This window comes from Aliiroseovarius sp. M344 (assembly GCF_025140835.1).
Lineage (GTDB): Bacteria > Pseudomonadota > Alphaproteobacteria > Rhodobacterales > Rhodobacteraceae > Aliiroseovarius.
In genome coordinates this window covers 1,702,362-1,725,037 of the sequence record NZ_CP081153.1, presented here as the reverse complement: position 1 = coordinate 1,725,037, position 22,676 = coordinate 1,702,362, and the positions used below count along the sequence as shown (strand labels likewise).

The 22,676-nt window shown below is 57.3% G+C and carries 25 protein-coding genes; 14 read left to right on the top strand and 11 right to left on the bottom strand.

Features of this window, described 5'->3' with window-relative positions:
- Positions 1-3 precede the first annotated feature (3 nt).
- Positions 4-549: a hypoxanthine phosphoribosyltransferase gene (gene hpt, locus K3556_RS08415; RefSeq protein WP_260516359.1), complete on the bottom strand. Its 546-nt coding sequence runs from the start codon at positions 547-549 to the stop codon at positions 4-6.
- A gap of 69 nt (positions 550-618) precedes the next feature.
- On the opposite strand from hpt, the gene K3556_RS08410 reads away from it, so the two are divergent.
- Positions 619-1,074, top strand: a complete 456-nt coding sequence (locus K3556_RS08410) for a type II toxin-antitoxin system RatA family toxin (protein ID WP_260516358.1) — start codon at positions 619-621, stop codon at positions 1,072-1,074.
- Here the strand turns inward: K3556_RS08410 and K3556_RS08405 are convergent, their stop codons facing one another.
- The 5 genes from K3556_RS08405 to K3556_RS08385 form a co-directional block, all read right to left on the bottom strand.
- Positions 1,075-1,437: a DUF1304 domain-containing protein gene (locus tag K3556_RS08405; RefSeq protein ID WP_260516357.1), complete on the bottom strand. Its 363-nt coding sequence runs from the start codon at positions 1,435-1,437 to the stop codon at positions 1,075-1,077.
- A gap of 103 nt (positions 1,438-1,540) precedes the next feature.
- Positions 1,541-3,520, bottom strand: a complete 1,980-nt coding sequence (locus K3556_RS08400; protein WP_260516356.1) for a DEAD/DEAH box helicase — start codon at positions 3,518-3,520, stop codon at positions 1,541-1,543.
- A 170-nt stretch (positions 3,521-3,690) separates the two neighbouring features.
- Complete coding sequence (locus K3556_RS08395) at positions 3,691-4,629, bottom strand: site-specific tyrosine recombinase XerD (protein ID WP_260516355.1); 939 nt, start codon at positions 4,627-4,629, stop codon at positions 3,691-3,693.
- Positions 4,626-6,230: a hypothetical protein gene (locus K3556_RS08390; protein ID WP_260516354.1), complete on the bottom strand. Its 1,605-nt coding sequence runs from the start codon at positions 6,228-6,230 to the stop codon at positions 4,626-4,628. The genes K3556_RS08395 and K3556_RS08390 overlap by 4 nt, the downstream gene beginning before the upstream one ends.
- On the bottom strand, positions 6,217-6,450 hold the full coding sequence (locus tag K3556_RS08385; protein ID WP_260516353.1) for a hypothetical protein: 234 nt from the start codon (positions 6,448-6,450) through the stop codon (positions 6,217-6,219). Before K3556_RS08385 ends, K3556_RS08390 begins: the two co-directional genes overlap by 14 nt.
- A gap of 53 nt (positions 6,451-6,503) precedes the next feature.
- Between K3556_RS08385 and K3556_RS08380 the strand changes: the two genes are divergently transcribed.
- Entirely contained in the window at positions 6,504-7,019 is a 516-nt protein-coding gene (locus K3556_RS08380) for a shikimate kinase (protein WP_409557774.1), read from the top strand.
- A 1-nt stretch (position 7,020) separates the two neighbouring features.
- Positions 7,021-8,130 (top strand): 3-dehydroquinate synthase, encoded by a 1,110-nt coding sequence (gene aroB / locus K3556_RS08375; protein ID WP_260516351.1) that lies wholly within the window; start codon positions 7,021-7,023, stop codon positions 8,128-8,130.
- 50 nt (positions 8,131-8,180) lie between these two features.
- Here aroB and ssb read toward each other — a convergent pair whose 3' ends face one another.
- Positions 8,181-8,666, bottom strand: coding sequence for a single-stranded DNA-binding protein (gene ssb, locus K3556_RS08370; RefSeq protein WP_260516350.1), 486 nt, complete (start codon positions 8,664-8,666; stop codon positions 8,181-8,183).
- A gap of 214 nt (positions 8,667-8,880) precedes the next feature.
- Here ssb and K3556_RS08365 point away from each other — a divergent pair, with 214 nt between their 5' ends.
- Positions 8,881-9,489 (top strand): lytic transglycosylase domain-containing protein, encoded by a 609-nt coding sequence (locus K3556_RS08365; protein ID WP_260516349.1) that lies wholly within the window; start codon positions 8,881-8,883, stop codon positions 9,487-9,489.
- Positions 9,490-9,529: 40 nt separating this feature from the next.
- On the opposite strand, the gene K3556_RS08360 is transcribed toward K3556_RS08365, so the two are convergent.
- The 4 genes from K3556_RS08360 to miaA form a co-directional block, all read right to left on the bottom strand.
- Positions 9,530-9,877, bottom strand: a complete 348-nt coding sequence (locus tag K3556_RS08360) for an antibiotic biosynthesis monooxygenase (protein WP_260516348.1) — start codon at positions 9,875-9,877, stop codon at positions 9,530-9,532.
- A gap of 50 nt (positions 9,878-9,927) precedes the next feature.
- Positions 9,928-10,473, bottom strand: a complete 546-nt coding sequence (locus K3556_RS08355) for a VOC family protein (protein ID WP_260516347.1) — start codon at positions 10,471-10,473, stop codon at positions 9,928-9,930.
- Positions 10,474-10,698: 225 nt separating this feature from the next.
- Entirely contained in the window at positions 10,699-11,505 is an 807-nt protein-coding gene (locus K3556_RS08350; protein ID WP_260516346.1) for an AraC family transcriptional regulator, read from the bottom strand.
- Between the two features lie 202 nt (positions 11,506-11,707).
- The gene (gene miaA / locus K3556_RS08345; protein ID WP_260516345.1) at positions 11,708-12,607 is read right to left on the bottom strand and encodes a tRNA (adenosine(37)-N6)-dimethylallyltransferase MiaA; all 900 of its coding nucleotides are present in this window, start codon (positions 12,605-12,607) and stop codon (positions 11,708-11,710) included.
- 131 nt (positions 12,608-12,738) lie between these two features.
- On the opposite strand from miaA, the gene pyrH reads away from it, so the two are divergent.
- The 10 genes from pyrH (at position 12,739) to fabZ (ending at position 22,674) form a co-directional block, all read left to right on the top strand.
- Positions 12,739-13,512 (top strand): UMP kinase, encoded by a 774-nt coding sequence (gene pyrH / locus K3556_RS08340; RefSeq protein ID WP_409557743.1) that lies wholly within the window; start codon positions 12,739-12,741, stop codon positions 13,510-13,512.
- Positions 13,513-13,666: 154 nt separating this feature from the next.
- On the top strand, positions 13,667-14,233 hold the full coding sequence (gene frr / locus K3556_RS08335; RefSeq protein ID WP_260516344.1) for a ribosome recycling factor: 567 nt from the start codon (positions 13,667-13,669) through the stop codon (positions 14,231-14,233).
- A 47-nt stretch (positions 14,234-14,280) separates the two neighbouring features.
- Complete coding sequence (locus tag K3556_RS08330; RefSeq protein ID WP_260519205.1) at positions 14,281-15,030, top strand: isoprenyl transferase; 750 nt, start codon at positions 14,281-14,283, stop codon at positions 15,028-15,030.
- 110 nt (positions 15,031-15,140) lie between these two features.
- Positions 15,141-15,959 (top strand): phosphatidate cytidylyltransferase, encoded by an 819-nt coding sequence (locus K3556_RS08325; RefSeq protein WP_260516343.1) that lies wholly within the window; start codon positions 15,141-15,143, stop codon positions 15,957-15,959.
- 13 nt (positions 15,960-15,972) lie between these two features.
- Positions 15,973-17,157: a 1-deoxy-D-xylulose-5-phosphate reductoisomerase gene (gene dxr / locus K3556_RS08320; protein WP_260516342.1), complete on the top strand. Its 1,185-nt coding sequence runs from the start codon at positions 15,973-15,975 to the stop codon at positions 17,155-17,157.
- Between the two features lie 36 nt (positions 17,158-17,193).
- Positions 17,194-18,534 carry an RIP metalloprotease RseP gene (rseP, locus tag K3556_RS08315; RefSeq protein ID WP_260516341.1) on the top strand — a complete coding sequence of 447 codons (1,341 nt, stop codon included), beginning with the start codon at positions 17,194-17,196 and terminating at the stop codon, positions 18,532-18,534.
- Between the two features lie 118 nt (positions 18,535-18,652).
- Positions 18,653-18,781 (top strand): hypothetical protein, encoded by a 129-nt coding sequence (locus K3556_RS08310; protein WP_260516340.1) that lies wholly within the window; start codon positions 18,653-18,655, stop codon positions 18,779-18,781.
- Between the two features lie 303 nt (positions 18,782-19,084).
- Positions 19,085-21,403: an outer membrane protein assembly factor BamA gene (gene bamA / locus K3556_RS08305; protein ID WP_260516339.1), complete on the top strand. Its 2,319-nt coding sequence runs from the start codon at positions 19,085-19,087 to the stop codon at positions 21,401-21,403.
- Positions 21,404-21,464: 61 nt separating this feature from the next.
- Complete coding sequence (locus K3556_RS08300; protein ID WP_260516338.1) at positions 21,465-22,124, top strand: OmpH family outer membrane protein; 660 nt, start codon at positions 21,465-21,467, stop codon at positions 22,122-22,124.
- 85 nt (positions 22,125-22,209) lie between these two features.
- Entirely contained in the window at positions 22,210-22,674 is a 465-nt protein-coding gene (gene fabZ, locus K3556_RS08295; protein WP_260516337.1) for a 3-hydroxyacyl-ACP dehydratase FabZ, read from the top strand.
- Positions 22,675-22,676 lie beyond the last annotated feature (2 nt).

The window sequence follows — 22,676 nt, the reverse complement described above, 5'->3', positions numbered from 1 at the left end:
CGCTTATGCCTCGTCCAAAAAACGCACTTTGCCAATATGGGGCAAGTTGCGGTCGCGCTGTGCGAAATCAATGCCGTAACCCACAACAAACTCGTCCGGAATTTCGAAACCGATCCAGTCGGCGCGGATGTCCACCTCGCGACGCGACGGCTTGTCGAGCAAGGCGATGGTCTTCAACTTGCGCGGACTTTTGGCTTTCAAAAGTCCAACCACGTGTTTCAGGGTAAAGCCCGTGTCGACAATATCTTCCACAACCAGCACATCTCGCCCACCAATTTCACCACGTAAGTCTTTGAGAATACGAACTTCCCGGCTGCTTTCAGTGGAATCTCCGTAAGAGGAAGCCTCAAGGAAATCGACTTCGACCGGCAGGTCCAACTCGCGCACGACATCGGCAATGAACACGAACGATCCGCGTAACAGCCCGACGACCACCAGCTTGTCAGTGCCTTTGAACTCGTCGTGAATTTCCTGTGACAGCTCTTCAACACGGGCCGCGATCTGCTTGGCCGTGATCATTGTGTCGATGACATATGGACGCTGTGCCATGTCTTCCCCCTTGATTTCCGGTCGTATTCCTAGGACATGTGCAGGCAAGTGAGAAGGAAAAACGTCGTCATGCCGACACATGGGGAAAAACGGGTCCTGCCATATTCGGCAGAACAGATGTATGATCTGGTGGCGGATGTAAGCCGATACCCCGAGTTTTTGCCTTGGAATTCCGCAGCCCGCGTGCGGCGGGTGACGCCGCAGCCAGATGGGCGGCAGTTGATGGACGCCGACCTTGTGATCAGTTTCAAAGTGTTTCGCGAACGTTTCGCCAGCCGTGTGATGCTGGACGAGGCGTCTCGGCGGATCGACACGGAATATCTGGATGGACCCTTTAAATATCTGAAGTCACATTGGATTTTTCATCCGCATGACAGCGGGTGCGAGGTCGAGTTTTTTGTCGATTTCGAATTTAAGAGCGCGATCTTGCAGGGCGTGATTGGTTTGGTATTCAACGAAGCGATGCATCGCATCGTGGCCGCGTTTGAAAAACGCGCAGATCAGCTTTATGGCCTGCAAACCTGATCAGCTCAGAAGAACAACCAGTATCGCAATCGCGGCGGGCAGGGCCTGTACGTACAAAATGCGTTTCGAGGCTGTCGCCGCGCCATAGACCCCGGCAATCAGCACACAGGCCAGAAAGAACAGCGCGGTATTCTGCGCCCAGATCGGATCGCTGATCAGGCGCGACCATAGCAGGCCCGCCGCGAGAAACCCGTTATAAAGCCCCTGGTTGGCCGCCATGACTTTGGTTTTGGGAAACATGTCCGCTGAAAACTGTCGGAAGATCTTTGGACCCCGCGTTTCCCACGCGAACATCTCAAACCACAGGATATAGGCATGCAGGGCTGCGATCAGCAGGATCAGAATGGTCGCAAGAAGGCTCATCGGGGCTCTTTCCTTCCGGGGGTGTCTGTTGCGAGACTACGCGCAAGGTGGTCAGGCGCGCAATGCAGAGCGTTTCCACCCGCGCGCCTTCGCCCATGTTGCACTAACGGCGTTTCGGCGCGGAATCGCCGCCCTTGGCTTTTGCAATGGCCTTGGCCGCGGCACGTGCCCGGTTTTTCTTGCTCGATGGTTTGCCCTTTGGGGGCGGCGGTCCTTTTGGTCCGCTGTCGTCCGCACGTTTGCTCTTCGGCTTGGTGCCCGCAGGCTTTGGCCCCTTGCGCGGCTGTCGGTCGTCGTCCTTCTGTTTGGAATAGGCTTTTACCGGGCGATCGCTGTCCGTGTCGTCTTTCCATTTGTGCTTTGGGTTTGGCTTGCGCTCGCCGGGTGAAGCGCTTTTGGCGGTGCCCTTGCGATGGGGTTTGCGGTCACGTGTATCGTCGCCATGACGGGGACGTTTGTCCGGCCTGTCGCTGTTGCGGGGTTTTCCACGTTGTGCCGGTCTGCCGGTGTTGGCCAGATCGGGGGCTGTCTCAAGCCGCTCGACTGCGAATTTCTCGATCGACATGCCGGACCCGATGGCTTGCAGGAAGCCGTCGACTTTCGCGGCTTTCACCTCAAAAAACGACTTGTCGTCCTGCAACCGGATCGCGCCAATATCAGCGCGTGTGATGTTGCCGGCTTTGCACAGCATCGGCAGAAGGTGGCGCGGATCGGCGCCTTGATCGCGCCCTTTGGCCAAGGTGAACCAGACACTCGCGCCAAAAGGTTCGCGCTTTTCGGGCTTGGCGTTTGCCGCTGACAGCTCTTCCGGGGCGGTGTGTGCGGTGTGATAAAGCTGAAGGTATGCTGTTGCCAACTGGGCGGGGGTGAATTTCTCGACCAGCTCTTTGGCCATTGCCGCTTCGTTTGCGGTGGGCTCTTGGGTCCAGACTTCGTCGGCCAGAATGCGTTTCTGATCTTCGGCCTGAACCTCTTCCGCCGAGGGGGCGGGGGCCCAAACAGCGGTCAGCTTGGCGAACCGCAAAAGACGTTCGGCCTTGTTGCGTGACGATGGCGGTACAATCAGGGTGCTGACCCCTTTGCGCCCCGCACGGCCCGTCCGGCCAGACCGGTGCAGCAATGTCTCGTGGTTGTTCGGCAACTCGGCATGGATCACGAGGTCCAGCTTCGGCAGGTCGATCCCGCGTGCGGCAACATCTGTCGCCACGCAGATCCGCGCGCGTCCGTCACGCATGGATTGTAACGCGTTGGTGCGTTCATTTTGTGTCAGCTCGCCGGACAGCGATACAACCGAAAAGCCACGGTTCGACAAACGTGTTGCCAACCGACTGACCATCGCGCGTGTGTTGCAGAAGATCAGCGCATTTGGCGCTTCATAATACCGAAGCACGTTGATGATCGCGTTTTCGCCATCGCGTGGGGCCACCGACATTGCGCGGTATTCAATATCGCTGTGCTGGCTTTTTTCAGCCACTGTGGTCACGCGTTCGGCGTTTTTCTGATAGCGCGCGGCAAGCGAAGCGATGCTTTTCGGGACTGTGGCCGAGAACAGAAGCGTTTGGCGGTCTGCGGGCGTTTCATCCAGAATGAACTCCAGATCTTCACGGAAGCCCAGATCCAGCATCTCGTCCGCTTCGTCCAGAACCACGCTGCGCAACGCAGACAAGTCAATCGAGCCACGCATGACGTGATCACGCAGGCGGCCCGGGGTGGCGACAACGATGTGGGCACCGCGCGCCAAAGCCCGCCGTTCGTCGCGCATGTCCATGCCGCCCACGCAGGACGCCAGGACAGCGCCGGTTTTTGCAAACAGCCAGTTCAGCTCTCGTTTGACCTGCAGGGCAAGTTCGCGCGTGGGGGCAATGACCAGACCAAGCGGGCTTTGGGCGGGGCCAAACTGGTCGTCGTCGCCCAGCAAAACGGGGGCGATGGCAAGGCCGAACCCCACCGTCTTTCCGGATCCGGTCTGGGCCGACACCAAAAGGTCCGCACCCTCAAGTTCGGGTGTGGAGACGGCGGTTTGCACCTGGGTCAAGGTTTCATATCCGCGCTCGGCAAGCGCGTCAGAGATAAGCTGTTTCACGGGCGATCAATTCTGTTGTTTCGACGGGCAGGCATACCCATGCACTGACCCAGCGGGTCGGTATTCGTCAGGCCAAACGCCTTATTACGTTGGGTGCCTGTGGGGATGCATCAAGATAGGGGGCAATAGCCTGCCTGAGACGAAATGTATAGCGCAATAACGCATAGCCGTTAGTCGCGATCCGCCAGTGGATGATGGGTCAGCACAAGGTCTTTCAGGCGCTCTTCCAACACATGGGTGTAAATCTCGGTGGTCGAAATATCGGCGTGGCCCAGAAGCGTCTGGATCGAACGTAGATCAGCGCCATGTGCCAGCAGATGGGTTGCGAAGGCATGGCGTAGGCGGTGGGGGGTGACTGCAGCGGGCGACACTCCAGCTGCCACGGCAATCTCTTTGATCAGCCCGTAGAAACGGTGCCGGGTCAAATGGCCACTTTGTCCAACAGATGGAAACAAAAAGGGCGACGGCTTGGTGCCTTTGTTCACCCGTGCGGCGTCTTCGTCAGCGTCGCGGGCAGCAAGCCAGGTCACCAGAGCGTCGCGGGCCGGGCCAGACAGGGGCACCATCCGTTCCTTTCCGCCTTTGCCTTTCACCAGCAGCATATGAGGATCACCGCGCGCGGCTGCGACCGGCAACGTGACCAACTCGCTGACCCGCATCCCAGTGGCGTAAAGCAGTTCCATCAGGCACGTGTTGCGCAGCTTGTCGGCGTCACTACGGCCGTGGTTGCGCGATGTTGTCAGCAATGCTTCAACCTGATCTTCGCTTAGGATTTTGGGCAATGACTTTGACCGGCCTGGCCCTTTGATCTTCAGTGCGGGATTGTCCGTGCGCCAGCCTTCTTCATAGGCAAACCGATACAGTTGTTTGATCGCGGACAATCGGCGGGCGCGGGTCGACTGTGCCAATCCCATGGTTTCGCAATCGATCATGAAGCTTTCGATATCTGCGCGGGATATGTCGGCAAAGGTAACGCCTTTGTCCGCCGAAAATTCGGCAAACCCTTTCAGGTCACGACCATAGGCCAGCAACGTGTTCTCTGATGCGTCCAGTTCGGCCGCTTGTGCCTCCAAAAAGGTCGATATCCAGCGGGCGTGATCGGCGTTCATCCCCGCCGCTCCAGGATCAGAAACTCAATTGCGGCCTGACGGGCCACTTGCTCCAGTCCGATCTGGCGGAAGAAGGCAATCGCATCTGTCAGTTCGTCCAGATCGCCAAGGCTGCCGCTGGTGAAAAGCGCGATGGCGCGCAGGATTGCTTCGCCCAGCCGGTCCTGTTCGACAAGCGAGCGCAGCCGGACGGGCAGTTCGGTGGCCGAGAACCCTTCAAGAACTGCACGGGTGCGGTCGTCGATGGGCAACACATCTTCAGTCTGACCGCGCGCGATACCAAGCAAAATGGGGGCCAGACGATCCCCGGAATTTACGTTGGCGGTTGCTGCGACAGCCTCATACTGGTTGGACAGCAGTCCCAACCGCAACGCGATGTCGCCGGCAGCGCCGGGCAGATTGCGGGCGGCAATGTCTGGCCCAAATATTTGCGCAAATGGGACCTCAAGGCTGCTTTCTTCCAGATGGGGCCACAGGTCTTCTATTGCGCGAGCAAGCTGATCGTCATCTGCTGCGCCAAGCGCGCGTTCAACAGCGTTTACTGCCGTCATCCGGTCCCAGATGCCGCCCGACGCCGCCGGTTTGCGTTCGGAGTAGAGACCCAAAAGCTGGTTTTCGGTGACGGCACCGACGCGGGCCAGACGTTCGCCAGCCTGCGCCCGTGCTTTCCAGCCGATATTGGCGCGCAAATCTGATTGCGCGAAGGCCAGAGGCAGGGAGGAGGTGTCGATATGAAGCCCGATGGCCTCGAACATACGAAATGTCAGGGGCGAGGGGTGATCGGGGCGCTGGAGCTCGGGTTCGTCTTCGAACAATTCAGGGTCAAGGAAACGCGCCAGAAGGGCATCGTCTTCATCGCTGATATATCCAAGCGCGCGACCGGTCTCTAATGTCAAAACCGCCGCATCCCAATCGCCACTGCGTGCTAAGCAAAAGACGCGCGCTGTGAAGGTCGGGCTCAGGTCCGGCGTGGCGCGCAAAGTCGTGCATTGCTGGTCTTCGTTGCCCAGAAGTAGCGCGGTATCAAACGCCCTGCGGAACACGCGTGGGTTAACCGAACCTGCGCGCGCCAACAGCGCCTCGGCCTGATCCAAAGCGCCAAGGGACAGCAACCGGTCAACGCGCGCCAGAAACAGACGATCCTCACCCGCGCTGGCCCCTTTCGGGGGGTCAAGTTCGGCCAGCATAAGGCGCAACAGGAGGTTTTGCATCGCGGGTTGCAGCTCCAACTCCAGCGCCGACATGCGCCGCGCCAGATCATCCGGACGCGACATGCCCCACAGATCGCGTGGCAGCCCGGTTACGATATGCGGCAGCAAGCCAACCGCATCCAAAACCGGCGTCTCTAACAGTGTCATTGTGACTTCGGCGACCGATGCCCCAGTGCTTGTCGCCGGTTCATCCAACGCAGGCGGCAAGATCGCGCTTTCAGACGATGGCGGCGGCAATGCGATGCTGTCAGACAGCCAGTCGATGGCCGACATTGGCCCGGCACCCTGCGCCAGCGCATCAGACGCTGTGCCAACCACCACGCAAAACAGCAAACCGCCCAGACAGGCGGCGCCTCTGTTCTGGTCGTGCCAAGGCTTACGAGCCACCATTTAACGTCACAGTACTGCTTTGCGGCGCGGTTCGCGGTGACATGTCACCGAAAAACGCAAACCCGGTCAGGCCAATCAAGCCAATGATTGCCAAGAAAAATATAAGCTTGATCAAGCGGATCAGCATGTCATTCCACCCATTATCTGCCTCAAGTGGTGTTTTGTCTGATTTTATATATGGCATTTCCTGTAAGATCACGCCATTCAGGAAAGAAATCATATTTTGGGCAAGTGGACGCCGCTTTGGCATTCAAGGTTAAGAAATCCATCGTCATGGTGGGCATGATGGGTGCGGGTAAAACCGCTGTCGGGCAGGCTGTGGCCAGCCGGCTTCATGTGCCGTTTCTCGACAGCGATGAAGAGATTGTGCGCGCTGCCAATATGTCGATCGCCGAAATTTTTGCACGCGACGGTGAGGCCTTCTTTCGCGACCGCGAAACAGAAGTGATCGGTCGATTGCTGGATACCAAACGTGCCGTTCTGTCCACCGGCGGCGGCGCCTTTCTGTCGCCACGCAATCGGAAAATGATCGCTGATCGTGGTGTGGCCGTGTGGTTGAAGGCGGATCTTGAACTGTTATGGGCGCGGGTCAGGCACAAAGATACACGTCCCCTGCTGCGCACCCCTGATCCAAAGGCGACGCTGACCGAAATCTATAACGCCCGCTTGCCGTTCTATGAACAGGCGGACTTGTCGGTAGAGGCGCAACGGGATTTCTCGATTGCGGATATGGCTGATGCGGTTGTGCGTGTGCTTTTGACCCGCCCTGACGTCGTGACGGAGACCTGAGATGACCACAGTTCATGTACCGCTTGGCGACCGTGCCTATGATGTGCGAATTGAAGCCGGGCTTCTGGGTCGGGCAGGGGCCGAGATCGCGCCGCTGCTCAACCGTCCTAAAGTCTGGATCGTGACCGAAGACACGGTTGCCGGGTTGCATCTGGCGACATTGCAGGCGGGATTGCTGGCTGCGGGCGTTGCCTCAGACCATTTGATCCTGCCCCCCGGCGAGGCGACGAAAAGCTGGCCGCACCTGATGCGCACTGTTGAATGGTTGCTGGAAGAACGGGTGGAGCGAAACGACGTCGTCATCGCTTTTGGCGGGGGCGTGATTGGCGATTTGGTGGGCTTTGCCGCCGCCGTACTGCGCCGTGGTGTTCGGTTCGTCCAAGTACCAACCTCGCTTCTGGCGCAGGTTGACAGCTCGGTCGGGGGCAAGACTGGGATTAATGCGCCGCAGGGCAAGAACCTGATCGGCGCTTTTCACCAACCGTCACTGGTATTGGCCGATATCGACGTGTTGGGCACGCTCGCGCCGCGTGATTTTCTGGCTGGCTATGGTGAAGTCGTCAAATACGGTGGTCTGGGCGACGGGGCGTTCTTCGAATGGTTGGAGGTCAACGGACCCGCTCTGGCTGCTGGTGACATGGCCCTGCGCCAAGAGGCCGTGCGCCGTTCGGTCCAGATGAAGGCTGACATCGTGGTGCGGGACGAGACCGAGCAGGGGGACCGGGCGCTGTTGAACCTCGGGCATACATTCGGCCACGCATTAGAAGCCGCCACGGGCTATTCCGACCGGCTGCTCCATGGCGAAGGCGTCGCCATTGGGTGCGCGCTGGCGTTTGAGACTTCGGCCCGTTTGGGGTTGATCAGTCAGGAAAGCCCTTCGCGTTTCCGCCAGCACCTGTCTGCGATGGGGATGAAGAAGGACCTGTCTGATATTGACGGCGATCTGCCCGACACGGATGGGTTGATCACGCTGATGGGGCAGGACAAGAAGGTCGAGCAAGGCAAGTTGAGGTTCATTCTGGCCCGCGCCATCGGTGACGCTTTCGTGGCTGATGACGTAGATATGACCGTTGTGCGGTCGGTGCTGGATGACGCCTTGGCGGAGCGTTAACGAAAACAGCCGCCCCAAAGGGCGGCTGAATTCCAAAAGTTTCGATGGGATCAGAACGGGATTTCGTCGTCAAATCCGCCGCCACCTGCTGGGGCTGGGCCGGAATCTCCGCCGCCATAGCCACCTTGGTTGCCGCCGCCATAGCCGCTTTGACTACCGCCGCCACCTTGGTTGCCGCCTTCGCCGCGCCCGTCAAGCATGGTCAGCGTGCCGTCGAAACCTTGCAGCACGACCTCGGTCGAATAGCGATCTTGGCCGGACTGGTCCTGCCATTTGCGGGTTTGAAGCTTGCCTTCGATGAAAACCTTGGACCCTTTGCGCAAATATTGCTCGCAGATGCGCACCAGACCTTCTTGGAAAATCGCAACCGAATGCCAATCGGTTTTTTCGCGCCGCTCGCCCGTTTGCTTGTCTTTCCAGGTTTCCGACGTTGCGATGCGCAGGTTGCACACCTTCCCACCATTCTGGAATGTGCGCACTTCCGGGTCAGCGCCCAGATTGCCGATGAGCATGACCTTATTGAGCGAACCCGCCATCCGTCGTCCTTTCGATTCTGTATTTCGACCCCATGGTTACACCATGTGGCGGGGCAGATGAACACGGAAAACCAGCCAGATCCGGGTGACCAGACAGCCGCAAAGGCGCTGTTTTTCAGGGCAGTCATCCACGCGTGGCCTCAAATGACCGCACCCTCTTTCCCAAAAAGGCGAACTTGCGTATATTGCGCCCGAGGGTTTTCGGGGGACAGGCATGTCGCGTAAGATGTTTTCGATCACGTTCGGCTGGATTTTAGGCCTTGCAACAAGCCTTGTGCCAATTGGTGGCGCTGCTTTTGCGGACAATCTTTTTTCAAGCTCGGGTGGCCGGGCCAATTTCGCCGCGCAAACGCGCGTGTTGGATACCCGGGCCGCGACGCAATATGCCGCCAGCACCCGGCTGACGCCGAACAAGGACGCAGAGCCGACCTATGGCATCCCCTCGTTCAGAGGAAAATACAAAGGGCAGTATCTGGAACTCGCCAAGTCTGCAGCGCGGCGCCACGGCATTCCGCAAGACCTGTTCTTGCGCCTTGTGCAACAGGAAAGCGGTTGGAACCCACGTGCGATTAGCCATGCAGGAGCTATTGGTCTGGCGCAGCTTATGCCGTTCACCGCCAGAAAGCTTGGTGTAAACCCACGCGATCCTGCGCAAAATCTGGAAGGTGGCGCGCGGTATCTGCGCCAGCAATATGACCGGTTCCGGTCTTGGCGCTTGGCCTTGGCGGCTTACAATGCAGGCCCGGAAGCAGTGCAGAAGTATTCCGGTGTGCCACCTTACAAGGAAACGCGCGGCTATGTGCGCGCCATTCTGGGCAGTTAAACAAGATCAGGTGGTTGGTTGATCGGCGCGTGATTACACGTCAAACAGCGCGACCCTCAGGCCCGTCATAGGCTCGTTCAACTTTTGCGACACGAAGGGTATAGCGCGCATACCAGCGCTCGATCCCGTATTTCTGTGCGATCATGTGGTCCGACACGGATTTCCACGCCTTAATGGATGCTTCATCAGCCCAATAGGACACGGTGATCCCCAACCCGGTGCCGTCGCGGGTGGTTTCTGCCCCCAGATATCCGGGCTGTTTTTGGGCAAGGTCAAAGATTTTATCTGCCATCGCCTCGTACCCCGGAGCGGGATCAGCCAGCTGATTTGTGAAAATCACGGCGTAGTAGGGCGGGGGCGGAAGGGGGGCGAAACGCTCCGAAGTCATCTGGACGCATCCTTGTTAGGGGTGCGCCCAGATTAGAGTGGTGGTCGGTCTTATTCTACCCCGGTCAGTTCTTTCTTGTGCAGCCATTCTGCATGTTTGGGCGCGCGCTTGGTTTGCGACCATTCGTTCAGCATGTCCCATTTGACCTCGTCCATACGAGCCAGCATCGCTTCTTCTTCTGGGTCCGGGCAGGCCAGTTCAACGCGGTGGCCATTGGGGTCGAAGAAATAGATCGAGTGGAAAATCGAATGGTCGGTGACGCCCAGAACTTCGACACCTTCTTTTTCAAGATGCTCTTTGAATTCTATTAGTTCTGCCCGATCTTTCACTTTGAAAGCGATGTGCTGGACCCAGATCGGCGTATTCGGGTCGCGACCCATATCAGGCTTGGTGGGCAATTCAAAGAACGCCAAGACGTTGCCTTTTCCGGCGTCCAGAAAAACGTGCATGTAAGGATCAGGTTCATGGGTGGACGGCACATGGTCTTCGGCAATCGCCAGAACAAAGTCCATGTTCAGCATTTTACCATACCATTCAACGGTTTCTTTGGCGTCCTTACAGCGATAGGCGACGTGGTGTATCTGTTCGATTTTCATATTGATCCTCCAGTTTCACTTGTTAAGTAACAGAAAACCGTTGCAAACGCAACGAAAATTAGGAGCACGACCGTGATCCAGAAAAACAGTTTATTGTGAATGGGATAGGGGCAGGACGTCGGCTTGGGTCACAACGAAGAATATACCAAGACTACAATACCAATCCACATGAATGGCCGCGATCGCGACACTACTCACCAGCAGGTTGGGATTTTCTAGCTGCGATTAGCCGTTTTTGCGAAAAGCAGAGGGGGTTACACCGGTTTGCTTTTGGAAAGCACGGGTAAAATAGGCCGCCGATGCAAAGCCCAGCGAAGCGGCGATGTCCTTGATCGGAATATGGGTTTCTGTCAGCAGGCGGCGCGCTTCGTAATGGATGCGGTCTTGCAGGATTGCCGAGGCCGGACGCCCACAGGTCTTGTTGCAAACACGGCTTAGATGTGTCGGTGTCACACCCAATTCAGACGCATAGTCGCGCACAGTTTTGTCTGTATGAAAGTCTTGTTCGACCAAAGCGGTAAAAGCATTCACCAACCGACCTGTCGCATTGATGGCCAAACGCTCGACCGTTGTATTGGCCAGTTGACGCTCCAGCCACACCGACAACAGACCCGCATGGCACATCATCGCGCGGTTTGCGGTGTCAGAATTCTTTTCCATTTCGCGTTGCAGATCATCGACCAGCCCGTTCAGAACCATCTGTTTGTCGGCTTCGCGCAAACGTAAATGAATGGCATCATCGGGCAGAGCAAGCTCTTCTTCGCATCCTTGCGGGAAGACGACGATGGTGCCGTTTACCTGGCTGGACATCTCGAAGCCGTGCATTGTGCCGGCGGGCAGGTACACGCAATTATGTGGGCCATAGCCAGCGGTCACGCCGTTGACCGTGATCCGGCCTTGCCCGCGGGTGAACCACAACAAAACCGGCGCGCCATAGGATCGCATGGCTTCCGTACGCCAGCGACCGCCGCTGCCAAGACGGGCAAGCGGCAGAACGCGAAAGGGTGACGAAAAAGCAGCGGTTTTGGTCATTTGTTCTAAGTCAGGTCGTAAAAACGGGCAAAAGTCAGTTAAAGACTATGGGTAGCCTAAAAAACCTGACCTGTCCCACGGTTTTTTGAGAAGGCGAGTTATCCACAGCTTGTTCACAGGTTTTCTGGCGACAAATGTGAGATTCTCGGCGGATTGATGCGGAAATGCCGCCATTCGGCCAGTATCCCGAGCGCTTCGGTGGTCAGGGCAAGGGAATCACCTGCCAGCTGCGCATACGTTTGCGAAACCATGTCCGTTGTCGTTTTGCATATTGCTGCGAGGCGATGATGGCACGGTCTCGGGCTTCATCCAGTGTCAGGTCGCCTTTGAGATGCGCGATCATCTCTGGCGCGCCGATGGCCTTGGAGCTTGGATCCTTTGGGTTCCAATGTGCAAGATTGGCCCGCGCTTCCTCCAACGCCCCTTGGTCCAGCATCAGATCAAAGCGGCGTGCGATGCGGTCGCGCAGCCAGTCGCGGTCGGGATCCAACACAAATGCGCACGCATCAGGCAGTGGCAAAAGCGGCGGCGGGGTGTCAGCTTGCCAACTGGCCAGACCCCGCCCCGTGCTGCGCTGCACTTCCCAGGCCCGCGCCACCCTGGCTGGGTTTTGCTGATCGATCCGGTCCAAAGTATTGGGGTCAAGGTCTGCGAGAAGGGCGGGCAGGCCGCCTTCGGCCAGTAACGCCTCGCCCTCTGCGCGCACTTGGGCAGGCGTTGCGGGAATATCCGCCAACCCTTCGGTTAATGCAGATAGGTTCAAGCCTGTGCCGCCGACAATGATCGGTCGGAGATCGCCTTGCAGAATAGGGGCCACATCGCGCAGCCAATGGCCGACGGAATAATCCTGATCACCCGGAATATGACCATAAAGGCGGTGCGGCGCGCGGGCTTCTTCGGCTTTCGAAGGGCGGGCGGTCAGAATACTCCAGTTCTCAAAGACCTGCAGCGCATCAGCATTCACGATCACACCGCCAGACGCTTCGGCGATGGCCAGCGCCAAGGCGGATTTGCCCGATGCGGTTGGACCGGCAATCAAAACCGGCGTCTTGGCAGGGACGCCACCGGCAATGTCCAGAAGGTCTTGACCACTATTTGCCATTGGTTCCTCGTGCACGTTGCGGAAAAGTTGCTTCTTTTTTGTCGCGCATCGGGGATCGCGCATTGAATAATGTGCTTTGATCAGTCATCTTGCGCGCCAACACAATCACGACAACCAGAGAGTGGCAACCGATGAGTGATCAGGCCTCAGGGGTTACGGGCGAAGGCACGGCGCAAAGCGACACCGACCTCCCGCAACCTACCTATAAACGTGTCATGTTGAAGATTTCCGGAGAGGCGCTGATGGGCGATCAGGGCTTTGGCCTTAATCCCCCGACAGTCGAACGCATCGCGCAAGAGGTCAAATCCGTGCACGACATGGGTGTCGAGATCTGCATGGTGATCGGCGGCGGTAACATTTTCCGGGGCTTGCAGGGCTCGGCCCAAGGGATGGAGCGCACCACGGCAGACTATATGGGGATGCTTGCCACCGTCATGAACGCGCTCGCCATGCAATCGGCACTTGAAGGGCTGGGGGTCTATACCCGCGTCATCTCTGCCATTCCAATGGATCAGGTCTGCGAACCCTACATCCGCCGTCGCGCGGTGCGCCACCTTGAAAAAGGCCGCGTTTGCATCTTTGCTGCGGGCACCGGGAACCCCTATTTCACGACGGACACGGCGGCGACTTTGCGTGCAAATGAAATGGCTTGCGAGGCGATCTTCAAGGGAACTAAGGTCGACGGAGTCTATGATATGGATCCGGTGAAGAACCCGGAAGCTGTGCGCTATGACCAAGTGTCTTATGATGACGTTCTGGCCAACAGGTTGGGGGTCATGGACGCCTCTGCCATTGCACTGGCACGTGACAATAATCTTCCGATTATCGTATTTTCATTGGACGAACCTGGCGGTTTCCAGGGCATTCTGTCCGGCAAAGGCACTTATACCCGCGTTGGAAATTAGGCGGGCCTAAATTTTGGGGCGATATTTCGCCCAACACTGAAACACGGCGCACCGTCCGGGGAACCGGACCTATACATTATATAGGTGGTGGCGTTATACCGGGCCAAAGGCGCTCGGTTTTACAACCGAGAAGAAGACAAGGGGAAGCCACAAGATGGCAAACGAAGAATTTGAACTGGATATGGGTGATCTGGAACGCCGGATGGAAGGCGCGATCACTTCTTTGCGGACCGAATTTGCATCATTGCGTACCGGTCGCGCATCTGCGTCAATGCTGGAACCGATCATGGTAGAGGCCTATGGGCAGCGCACCCCGATCAATCAGGTCGGCACGGTGAACGTGCCTGAGCCCCGGATGGTGACCATCAATGTCTGGGACAAAGGCATGGTGAACGCGGTTGAAAAGGCGATCCGTGAAAGCGGCTTGGGCATCAACCCGCAACTCAACGGCACCATTATTATGCTGCCGATCCCTGAGTTGAACGAAGAACGCCGCCGCGAGCTGAGCCGTGTTGCCGCGCAATATGCCGAACACGCCCGCGTTTCCGTCAGAAACGTGCGCCGCGATGGCATGGAACAGCTGAAAAAGGCAAAAAATGATGGAATGAGTGAAGATGATCACAAATTCTGGCATGATGAAGTGCAGGGCCTGACAGACAAGTTTGTTGGTAATGTCGATAAGGCGCTTGAGGTAAAACAAGAAGAGATCATGCAGGTTTGACCCCTAAACGGGGCGATTTGTAATCTCAAAAAGAATTGGGCATGTCGATGGGCAGAAAAGCCGCGGACAAAGCAGAGAAGGTGCAAAAGTCGCCAGATCATGTTGCCATCATTATGGATGGCAATGGCCGCTGGGCAACAAGTCGTGGGAAACCTCGGCTTTTTGGCCATCATGCCGGTGCCAAACGCGTCCGCGAAATTGTCGAAGCCTGTCCTGACCTTGGCGTGAAATATCTAACGATTTTCGCCTTTTCCACCGAGAACTGGAAGCGGACCCAGACCGAAGTTGCGGGTCTGATGAGCTTGTTTCGGCGATACATCCATAAAGAAGCCCGTGCCCTGTTCAACGAGGGCGTACGGGTGCGTTTCATTGGCGACCGCGACCGGTTGGACAAGAAGCTGATCGCCCTGATGCACGAGCTTGAAACTTTGACCGAGGACAATGATCGGGTTCACCTGACCATCGCCCTGAATTATGGCGGTCGAGACGAGGTAGCGCGCGCGACACGCCAAATGGCGCAGGATGTGGCAGCCGGCCGCCTTGATGCCGATAGCGTCGATGAACAAACGCTGACAAGTTATTTGGATACCTGTGTTTTACCTGATCCAGATCTTGTGATTCGAACCTCGGGTGAGGCGCGAATTTCAAACTTTCTGCTGTGGCAATCAGCTTACGCTGAGTATGAATTTATCGATACGCTGTGGCCAGACTTCTCAGCCGAGATCTTTGCCAATGTGGTGGATCGTTTCGCCGGGCGCGAACGCCGTTTTGGCGCGGTTGAAACAGCTGCGGAATAAGCCGCCTGCGCCCAGCCAGCGGCGCGACATTTACGCCACGCCGCATTTAAGCCCCAACCCTGCGTGATCAACTGCTTGAGGGCAGGGCGCGTGAGTGCCATAAACCCTTCATGAAAAGCGGTAATCCTTCTTCGAACTGGTCAGATCTTGCACCCCGTGTGCTGTCCGCCATTGCCATGGCGGCGGTGGCGGTAATCGCTGTGCTTTTGGGAAATCCGATCTTTTTAGCGTTGATTGCCGTCGTGATTGGCCTGTGTATCGGAGAGCTTGCACGACTGTTGATACCTGCCAAACCCGGCGTCTTTGTTTTCCTTGGCGTGATCGCGACACTAGTCATTTTCATTGCCGGTTTTGGCTTTGATGAGGCTGATCCGGGTGCCCGTCTGATCAGTTCAAAAGCATTGCTGCTGCTAATCCCACCTCTCCTCGGTGCCGCGTTGATCAAAAAGCACCGGGTACTGTTCCTCGGGTATGGCGCTTTGATCATGCTGGCGGGGTTGGGTTTCATTGCGATGGGGCCGGGCCCAATTTTGATTTGGTTTCTGATGATCATCATCATGTCAGATGTTGCGGGTTACTTTGTTGGGCGCACCGTGGGCGGGCCGAAGTTTTGGCCGCGTGTGAGCCCAAAGAAAACGTGGTCCGGAACGATCGCGGGCTGGGTCGGCGCGCTGGTGATCGGTTTGCTGGCTGCCGCTCAGGGTGTTTTCACTCCTGCCGAGGCGTTGTTTGCACCATTGATCGCATTTGCCGGGCAAATGGGCGATATTGTGGAAAGTGCGATCAAGCGGGCGGTGAATGTGAAGGACAGCTCGAACCTTATTCCCGGCCATGGCGGTGTGCTGGATCGCTTTGATGCCATGATTGGCGCCGCGGCCGTGTTGATGTTGCTGATCGGTGCGGCATCGCTTTTTGGTTCGGCGGGATAACAGGACAGCACGCATGGCAGTTTCATCGCAGCGACGGGTCTCGATTTTTGGGGCGACGGGGTCGATCGGGCAATCGACCATCGATTTGATTGCCCGTGACCCGGACGCATATGATGTTGTCGCGCTGACTGGCGGGCATAACGTGGCCCGGTTGGCACAAGTTGCGATCCGTCTGAAGGCGGATGTTGCGGTCACGGCCCATGAAGAAAACCTGCCTGCCTTGCGCGACGCGCTGGCGGGAACGGGCATTGCGGCGGCCGGTGGAGCCTCTGCAATTGAAGAAGCCGCCACCCGTCCAGCCGATTGGGTCATGTCCGCGATTGTCGGGGCGGCGGGGCTGTTGCCCGGACTGCGCGCGTTGGAGGCCCGCGCCACGCTGGCATTGGCCAACAAAGAAAGCCTTGTGACCGCGGGTCCGTTGATTATGGCCACTGCGCAGGCGCATCATGCACGTATCCTGCCCGTAGACAGCGAGCATTCGGCCGTTTTTCAAGGGCTTGTGGGCGAAGACCTTGCGACGGTTGAACGGGTGATCATTACCGCGTCGGGCGGTGCGTTTCGCGATTGGCCGCTTGAAGCGCTCGCGGGCGCAACATTGGCCGAGGCCAGCGCACATCCCAATTGGGATATGGGGCAACGGATTACGATCGACAGCGCCTCTATGTTTAACAAGGCGCTCGAAGTCATCGAAACAAAAGAGTTTTTCGAACTAAAACCAGATCAGATTGAAGTGGTCGTGCACCCACAAAGTCTGGTGCACGCATTGGTGGGGTTCAACGATGGCGCGCTGATGGCACATTTGGGCGCGCCCGATATGCGTCACGCCATTGGCTATGCGCTTAACTGGCCCGAGCGCCGTTCGTTGCCCGTTGACCGGTTGGATCTGGCCAAGATTGCAACGCTTGAATTTCGTGCGCCGGACGAGGTGCGGTATCCCGCCCTGCGTCTCGCGCGCGACGTGATGGCGGCGGGCGGACTTTCGGGCGCTATTTTCAATGCCGCAAAAGAAGCCGCACTGGATGCGTTCATCGCCGGTCAGCTTGGCTTTATGGATATGGCCGCCATCGTGGAAGAGGTGCTGACGCGACTTGACGCGGATGTGTCCTTGGCGCATGGCGCAATGACCCTTGATAATGTGTGCGCGGCCGACCAAATGGGACGCATCACCGCGCAAGACGTCATCAACACCCGCCCCTGAGCGGGCATAAGAAAAAACGAGCAGGAGAGACACCCCATGGAACTAACCGGGCTGCTTCCCGATTTTGGCAACCTCGCCTTTACGATACTGGCATTTCTGGCGGCCCTGACCGTGATTGTCGCGGTGCATGAATATGGTCATTACATCGTGGGGCGGTGGTCCGGGATCAAAGCGGATGTGTTCTCAATCGGGATGGGACCGGTGCTGTTCGCCCGCAAAGACAGGCATGGCACCAGTTGGCAGATCGCGGCGTTTCCGGTTGGCGGTTATGTCAAATTCCATGGAGACGCCAATGTTGCGTCAGGCAGCGCGGATGAGGACGCGATGGCCGTGATGAGCGCCGAAGAACGCCGTCATACCATGCATGGCGCACCGCTATGGGCGCGGACCGCGACAGTAGCAGCCGGACCAATATTCAATTTTGTGCTGTCTGTATTGATATTTGCCGGGCTGGCATTGGCAACGGGTATCGCACGTGACCCCTTGTCTGTCGCCAAACCCCTGAATGTGCCGGGGATGGAGGAGGGGCTGCGCGAGGGCGACGAGATCCTGTCGATTGCCGGATATGACATGCCAGCGCTGGCCGAGTTTTATACTATAGTCGAGAAACTGCCCGATACTGCGCAGGTTGGCTATCAGGTGCGCCGCGACGGGCAGGTTGTCGACGTGACAGCGACCCATCCGTTTCCCGCCCTTGTTGGGTCGGTTACCCCGAAATCCGCCGCGATTGATGCGGGACTTAAGGTGGGGGACTTTATCGCCACGGTTGACGGCACGCCGGTCCCGACCTTCAATACGCTGCGCGAAGTGGTGTTGAACGGTGACGGTGCGGCGATGACGCTTGGCATCCTGCGCGATGGCACCCCGATGGAGGTGACCTTGACCCCGCGCCGGCAGGACCTTCCCAGCGCTGATGGTGGGTTCGAGACACGGTGGCTGATCGGTATCACCTCGGGGATGGTATTTGAGCCGGCAACACGCACGCCGGGGCTTTGGGAAAGCATTGGTTCGGGTGGCGAGCGGGTGATGTATATCATCAACTCCAGCCTGTCGGGGCTTTGGCACATGATAACCGGTGCGATCTCAAGCTGTAATCTGTCGGGCCCGTTGGGCATCGCCCAGGTGTCTGGGCAGGCAGCATCGCTTGGGGCGACCAGCTTTATCAGCTTTATCGCGATGCTTTCGACCGCCATTGGTCTGATCAACCTGTTTCCCATACCTGTTCTGGACGGCGGGCACCTGGTGTTTTTCGCCTATGAAGCGGTGACGGGGAAACCACCATCGGAAAAAGTGCTTAACGTGCTGCTGGCGATTGGGTTGTCGCTGGTCGTGGCACTGATGGTGTTCGGCCTGACAAACGATCTGTTCTGTCCATAAGGTTCAGGGCCAGGCGGATGCGCCACAATTTTGCCTTATTTTGGAAACGGTCGCGCCGCAATCGTCCAATAACTTTTTCGCACGTCACACGAAGTGACTCGTTGTTGGAGACATGCAAATGGACCGGATGGACCGCGAAACACATGGGCTGGCAGTTCTGGTGGATCTGAGCTGGGATCGGTTTTTGTATGCTGGCGCAATTTTGGCCGCGCTTGGTTTGAGCGCCGCACTGCACTCGGTGATGTAAGCAAACGCAAACGCAAGCGCGTGCAGACCCTTCGGGGTCAGACGTTTTTACCCCGCGACAGCCCCGCTGTGCGCGGGTTTTTCGTGACTTGGCGGCGCATCCAACGATCAGGCGCGGCGGTGAAACACCCAATCAACAAGCCAACAACGATGCTCGGAGAATTGGCAGCCCTTCGCCCCCCTTCGAAAGTCTGGTTTCGCGCTTTGACAAGACCGTCCCAACCCCTTATCCACATTGGCACTGGGATGTCTGGGGAAAGAACATACGATGACATTTGATAAGGGGTTGAGCAGCAACCATTTCATGACAGCAGCACGTGGCGCAAAGGGTCTTTTGACTGGCGGCGGACTGGCAATTTTTCTAGTAATTTCTGGGGTTACGGTCTCTGCACCGCAAGTTGCAGTTGCGCAGGCTTACTCGTTCCAAAGGATCGAAATTGAAGGCACGCAACGGATCGAAGCGGCAACCATCTTGTCCTATTTGGGAATCGCCCAAGGCGAGGTGGTCTCGGCCGCTGCACTGAATGACGGGTATCAACGTCTTGTCGGCTCTGGGCTTTTTGAAGACGTGCAGATTTTACCGCGCGGCAACACCTTGGTGGTCAAGGTCCGCGAATACCCGACGATCAATGTGGTGTCCGTGGAAGGCAACCGGAAAGTCAAAGACGACGTCTTTACACCGCTTCTGAAATCTCAGCCGCGCCAAGTCTACAACCCCGCCCGCGCAGAGCAGGATGTTCAGACGATCACCGAGCTGTATCAGGCGCAAGGCCGGTTGGCCGCGCAGGTCACTCCAAAAATCATTCGCCGCTCCAACAATCGTGTCGATCTTGTCTTTGAGGTCGTCGAAGGAAAAAATGTTGAAGTTGAACGCCTGTCATTCGTCGGCAACCGCATGTTCTCGGATAGCCGTTTGCGGCGCGTTCTTGAGACAAAGCAGGCCGGTATTCTGCGGGCCCTGATCCGCGCCGACACATATGCGCCCGAACGGATCGAGTTCGACAAGCAAGTATTGCAGGATTTCTATCAGTCCCGCGGTTATGTGGATTTTAAAACCACGGGCGTCACCAGCGAGTTTTCGCGCGAACGCGATGCCTTCTTCATCACGTTCAAGGTGCAGGAAGGGCAGCAATTCCGGTTTGGCAACATCACCACATCATCCGAGGTGAACGGTGTAGATGCCAATGAATACCAAGCTGTGCACAAGTTGCGCTCTGGCGTGGTTTACAGCCCGGCTCTTATGGAAAACGCGATTGCCCGCATGGAGCGGTTGGCCATTCGCAACGGTCAGGATTTTGTCCGGGTCGAACCACGCGTGACGCGCAATGATCGCGCGCGAACCCTTGATATCGACCTAGTTCTGGTGCGCGGCCCTCGTATTATTGTTGAGCGTATCGACATTGAAGGCAACGCCACGACGCTTGACCGGGTAGTTCGCAACCAATTCCGCGTGGTGGAAGGCGATCCTTTCAACCCGCGTGAAATTCGCGAGGCGGCGGAACGTGTTCGGGCGCTCGGCTATTTCTCCAATTCGAATATTGAGGCCCGCGAAGGCTCGGCACCAGATCAGGTTATCATCGATGTTGATGTCGAAGAGGCCCCGACAGGTTCACTGAGCTTTGGGGGTGTTTACAGCCTTGAGAACGGGTTTGGCCTGAACGTTGCGTTCAAAGAACGCAATTTCTTGGGGCGCGGCCAGTTCATCAGCCTCAGCTATCAAAGCGGTGAAGATTCTTCGAGCTTCTCATTCAAATTTGCAGAACCTAACTTTCTGGATCGCGATCTGGAGCTGGGTCTAGAAGCTTACTATCAGGAAACTTCGTTTGCCTCGTCTTTCTACAACACGCGTTCGATCGCTTTGCGGCCGTCAATTTCGTTCCCGATCAGCGAATATTCGCGGCTTGGCCTGCGTGTCTTTGGCGATGGGGGTGAAATCACCGGTGTAGACGCCGGAAGCTCGCAGGTTCTGAAAGATGAAAGTGCACGTGGCCGTCAAATCGGTGGGGGTGCTGGGTTTACGCTGAGCTATGATACACGGCGCACCGGTTTGGACCCGAACCGGGGTTTCCTGTTGCAGTTTGACGGTGACATCGGCGGCATTGGCGCTGACTATCAATATGCCCGGGCCAGTGCATTGGCACAGGCGCAGACCAAGGTCTGGAATGATCAGGTGACTTTGACCGCCACGGTCGAGGGTGGGATAATCCAAGGTCTGGACGGTGGCACCTCGCGTGTCACGGACCGCTTCCGTCTTGGCCCATCCAAATTGCGTGGTTTTGCCACCAATGGTATCGGCCCACGTGATCTGACGGCGATCAACCAAGACACGCTCGGCGGCAACAGGTTTGCGGCGGCGCGGCTTGAGGCTCAGTTCCCGATTGGCTTGCCAGAAGAGTATGGCATTACCGGTGGTCTGTTCCTGGACGCAGGTACCCTGTGGGGGCTGGACAACACGTTGGGCGGCGCTATTGACGACAGTGCCCATTTGCGGTCGGCTGTCGGCGCTTCGATCTTCTGGGCGACACCAATCGGCCCGCTGCGTTTTAACTTCTCGCATGTGTTGGCCAAGGAAGATTATGACAAAGAAAACAACTTCGAGTTCACAATCTCGGCTCAATTCTGATCGCTCAACAGCAATGATGCTGCAATTCTCAATTCGAGGGTTGTGGCATCGTGCTGTTCGGATGCTGCATCCTGTCGGTCTTGCGGCTTATTTGGCACTTGTGTCCTTTGCCGTGCCTGCCACGGCGCAACAGTTGGGTGGCGCGGTCTCACAAATCGTCACCATCGACCGTCAAAGCCTTTTTTCGGACACTCAATATGGTCGTCGTGTCGTGGAAACCGTCGAAACGGAGCGTGTTCGGCTCGCCAGCGAAACCCGCAAAGTAGAGGAGGCGCTGGTCAAGGAAGAGCGTGAGCTGACAGAGCGGCGCGAGAGTATGACGCCGGAAGCTTTTCGCGAAGTCGCAAAAGCTTTCGATGCAAAAGTGCAAGCCTTACGATCGGAAGGCACAGCGCGCGAACAGGAGTTCGTGCGCACGCTGGAACGTGAACAGGCTGCGTTTTTTGAACGGATCGGCCCAATTCTTGGACAACTGGTGCGCGAATTGGGCGCCGTTGTGATTCTGGATCGCCGCGCCATTCTGTTGACCACCCAGAACATCGATATTACCAAGTTGGCTGTTGAACGCATTGACGAAGTGTTGGGCGATGGGCGTAACCTGCCCGATAGCACGCCTTCAACCCCTGAGGGAGACGCGTCGACAGCCCCGGAACCCGCCCCTGAAACGCCAGCTTTGCCGCTGGGCGATCCGGCGCCGGGCAGCGCATTGCCTGATAACTGATAGCAATTGTTTCGTCCGAACCAGACTGATAGTCAGTTACAGGAAAGCTCCAAAGAGGGCGTAGGACTATAAAGGACGTAAACATATGTCAGATGTGCCCGGCACCGCAGATATCCAACTGATCCAACAATGTATTCCCCACCGTTATCCGTTCCTGCTGGTGGACAGGGTTGAAGATATTCGCGCCAACGAGTTTGCCAAGGGCATCAAGATGGTGACCATGAACGAACCGCATTTTCAGGGCCACTTTCCTGGCCTGCCGATCATGCCGGGCGTGACAATCATTGAAGCGATGGCGCAGACCTCGGCGGTGATGGTGTCCCTGTCGCTTGGCCTCGTTGGGTCGGGCGCTGTGGTGTATTTCATGGGCATCGACAGTGCCAAGTTCCGTCGCAAAGTCGTTCCGGGCGATGTGCTTGAATTGCATGTCACCACCATTCGCGGAGGCGCGAAGGTGTGGAAGTTTGACGGCCGTGCCATGGTCGGCGATGAACTGGCTTGCGAGGCGACGTTCATGGCGATGATCGACGTGACCGGCGGGAAAGGCTGACC

Bases quoted from the DNA above. Each gene is read 5' to 3' on its own strand.
- ssb (WP_260516350.1), bottom strand. From the start codon at position 8,666: ATGGCGGGTTCGCTCAATAAGGTCATGCTCATCGGCAATCTGGGCGCT.
- frr (WP_260516344.1), top strand. From the start codon at position 13,667: ATGGCAAACGAAGAATTTGAACTGGATATGGGTGATCTGGAACGCCGG.
- hpt (WP_260516359.1), bottom strand. From the start codon at position 549: ATGGCACAGCGTCCATATGTCATCGACACAATGATCACGGCCAAGCAG.
- K3556_RS08390 (WP_260516354.1), bottom strand. From the start codon at position 6,230: ATGGTGGCTCGTAAGCCTTGGCACGACCAGAACAGAGGCGCCGCCTGT.
- K3556_RS08355 (WP_260516347.1), bottom strand. From the start codon at position 10,473: ATGAAAATCGAACAGATACACCACGTCGCCTATCGCTGTAAGGACGCC.
- K3556_RS08380 (WP_409557774.1), top strand. From the start codon at position 6,504: ATGGTGGGCATGATGGGTGCGGGTAAAACCGCTGTCGGGCAGGCTGTG.
- K3556_RS08300 (WP_260516338.1), top strand. From the start codon at position 21,465: ATGCTGCATCCTGTCGGTCTTGCGGCTTATTTGGCACTTGTGTCCTTT.
- K3556_RS08395 (WP_260516355.1), bottom strand. From the start codon at position 4,629: ATGAACGCCGATCACGCCCGCTGGATATCGACCTTTTTGGAGGCACAA.
- dxr (WP_260516342.1), top strand. From the start codon at position 15,973: ATGGCAGTTTCATCGCAGCGACGGGTCTCGATTTTTGGGGCGACGGGG.
- K3556_RS08405 (WP_260516357.1), bottom strand. From the start codon at position 1,437: ATGAGCCTTCTTGCGACCATTCTGATCCTGCTGATCGCAGCCCTGCAT.
- fabZ (WP_260516337.1), top strand. From the start codon at position 22,210: ATGTCAGATGTGCCCGGCACCGCAGATATCCAACTGATCCAACAATGT.
- K3556_RS08350 (WP_260516346.1), bottom strand. From the start codon at position 11,505: ATGACCAAAACCGCTGCTTTTTCGTCACCCTTTCGCGTTCTGCCGCTT.
- miaA (WP_260516345.1), bottom strand. From the start codon at position 12,607: ATGGCAAATAGTGGTCAAGACCTTCTGGACATTGCCGGTGGCGTCCCT.
- K3556_RS08385 (WP_260516353.1), bottom strand. From the start codon at position 6,450: ATGATTTCTTTCCTGAATGGCGTGATCTTACAGGAAATGCCATATATA.
- K3556_RS08410 (WP_260516358.1), top strand. From the start codon at position 619: ATGCCGACACATGGGGAAAAACGGGTCCTGCCATATTCGGCAGAACAG.
- K3556_RS08330 (WP_260519205.1), top strand. From the start codon at position 14,281: ATGGGCAGAAAAGCCGCGGACAAAGCAGAGAAGGTGCAAAAGTCGCCA.
- pyrH (WP_409557743.1), top strand. From the start codon at position 12,739: ATGAGTGATCAGGCCTCAGGGGTTACGGGCGAAGGCACGGCGCAAAGC.
- K3556_RS08365 (WP_260516349.1), top strand. From the start codon at position 8,881: ATGTCGCGTAAGATGTTTTCGATCACGTTCGGCTGGATTTTAGGCCTT.
- aroB (WP_260516351.1), top strand. From the start codon at position 7,021: ATGACCACAGTTCATGTACCGCTTGGCGACCGTGCCTATGATGTGCGA.
- bamA (WP_260516339.1), top strand. From the start codon at position 19,085: ATGACAGCAGCACGTGGCGCAAAGGGTCTTTTGACTGGCGGCGGACTG.
- K3556_RS08325 (WP_260516343.1), top strand. From the start codon at position 15,141: ATGAAAAGCGGTAATCCTTCTTCGAACTGGTCAGATCTTGCACCCCGT.
- K3556_RS08310 (WP_260516340.1), top strand. From the start codon at position 18,653: ATGGACCGGATGGACCGCGAAACACATGGGCTGGCAGTTCTGGTGGAT.
- rseP (WP_260516341.1), top strand. From the start codon at position 17,194: ATGGAACTAACCGGGCTGCTTCCCGATTTTGGCAACCTCGCCTTTACG.
- K3556_RS08360 (WP_260516348.1), bottom strand. From the start codon at position 9,877: ATGACTTCGGAGCGTTTCGCCCCCCTTCCGCCCCCGCCCTACTACGCC.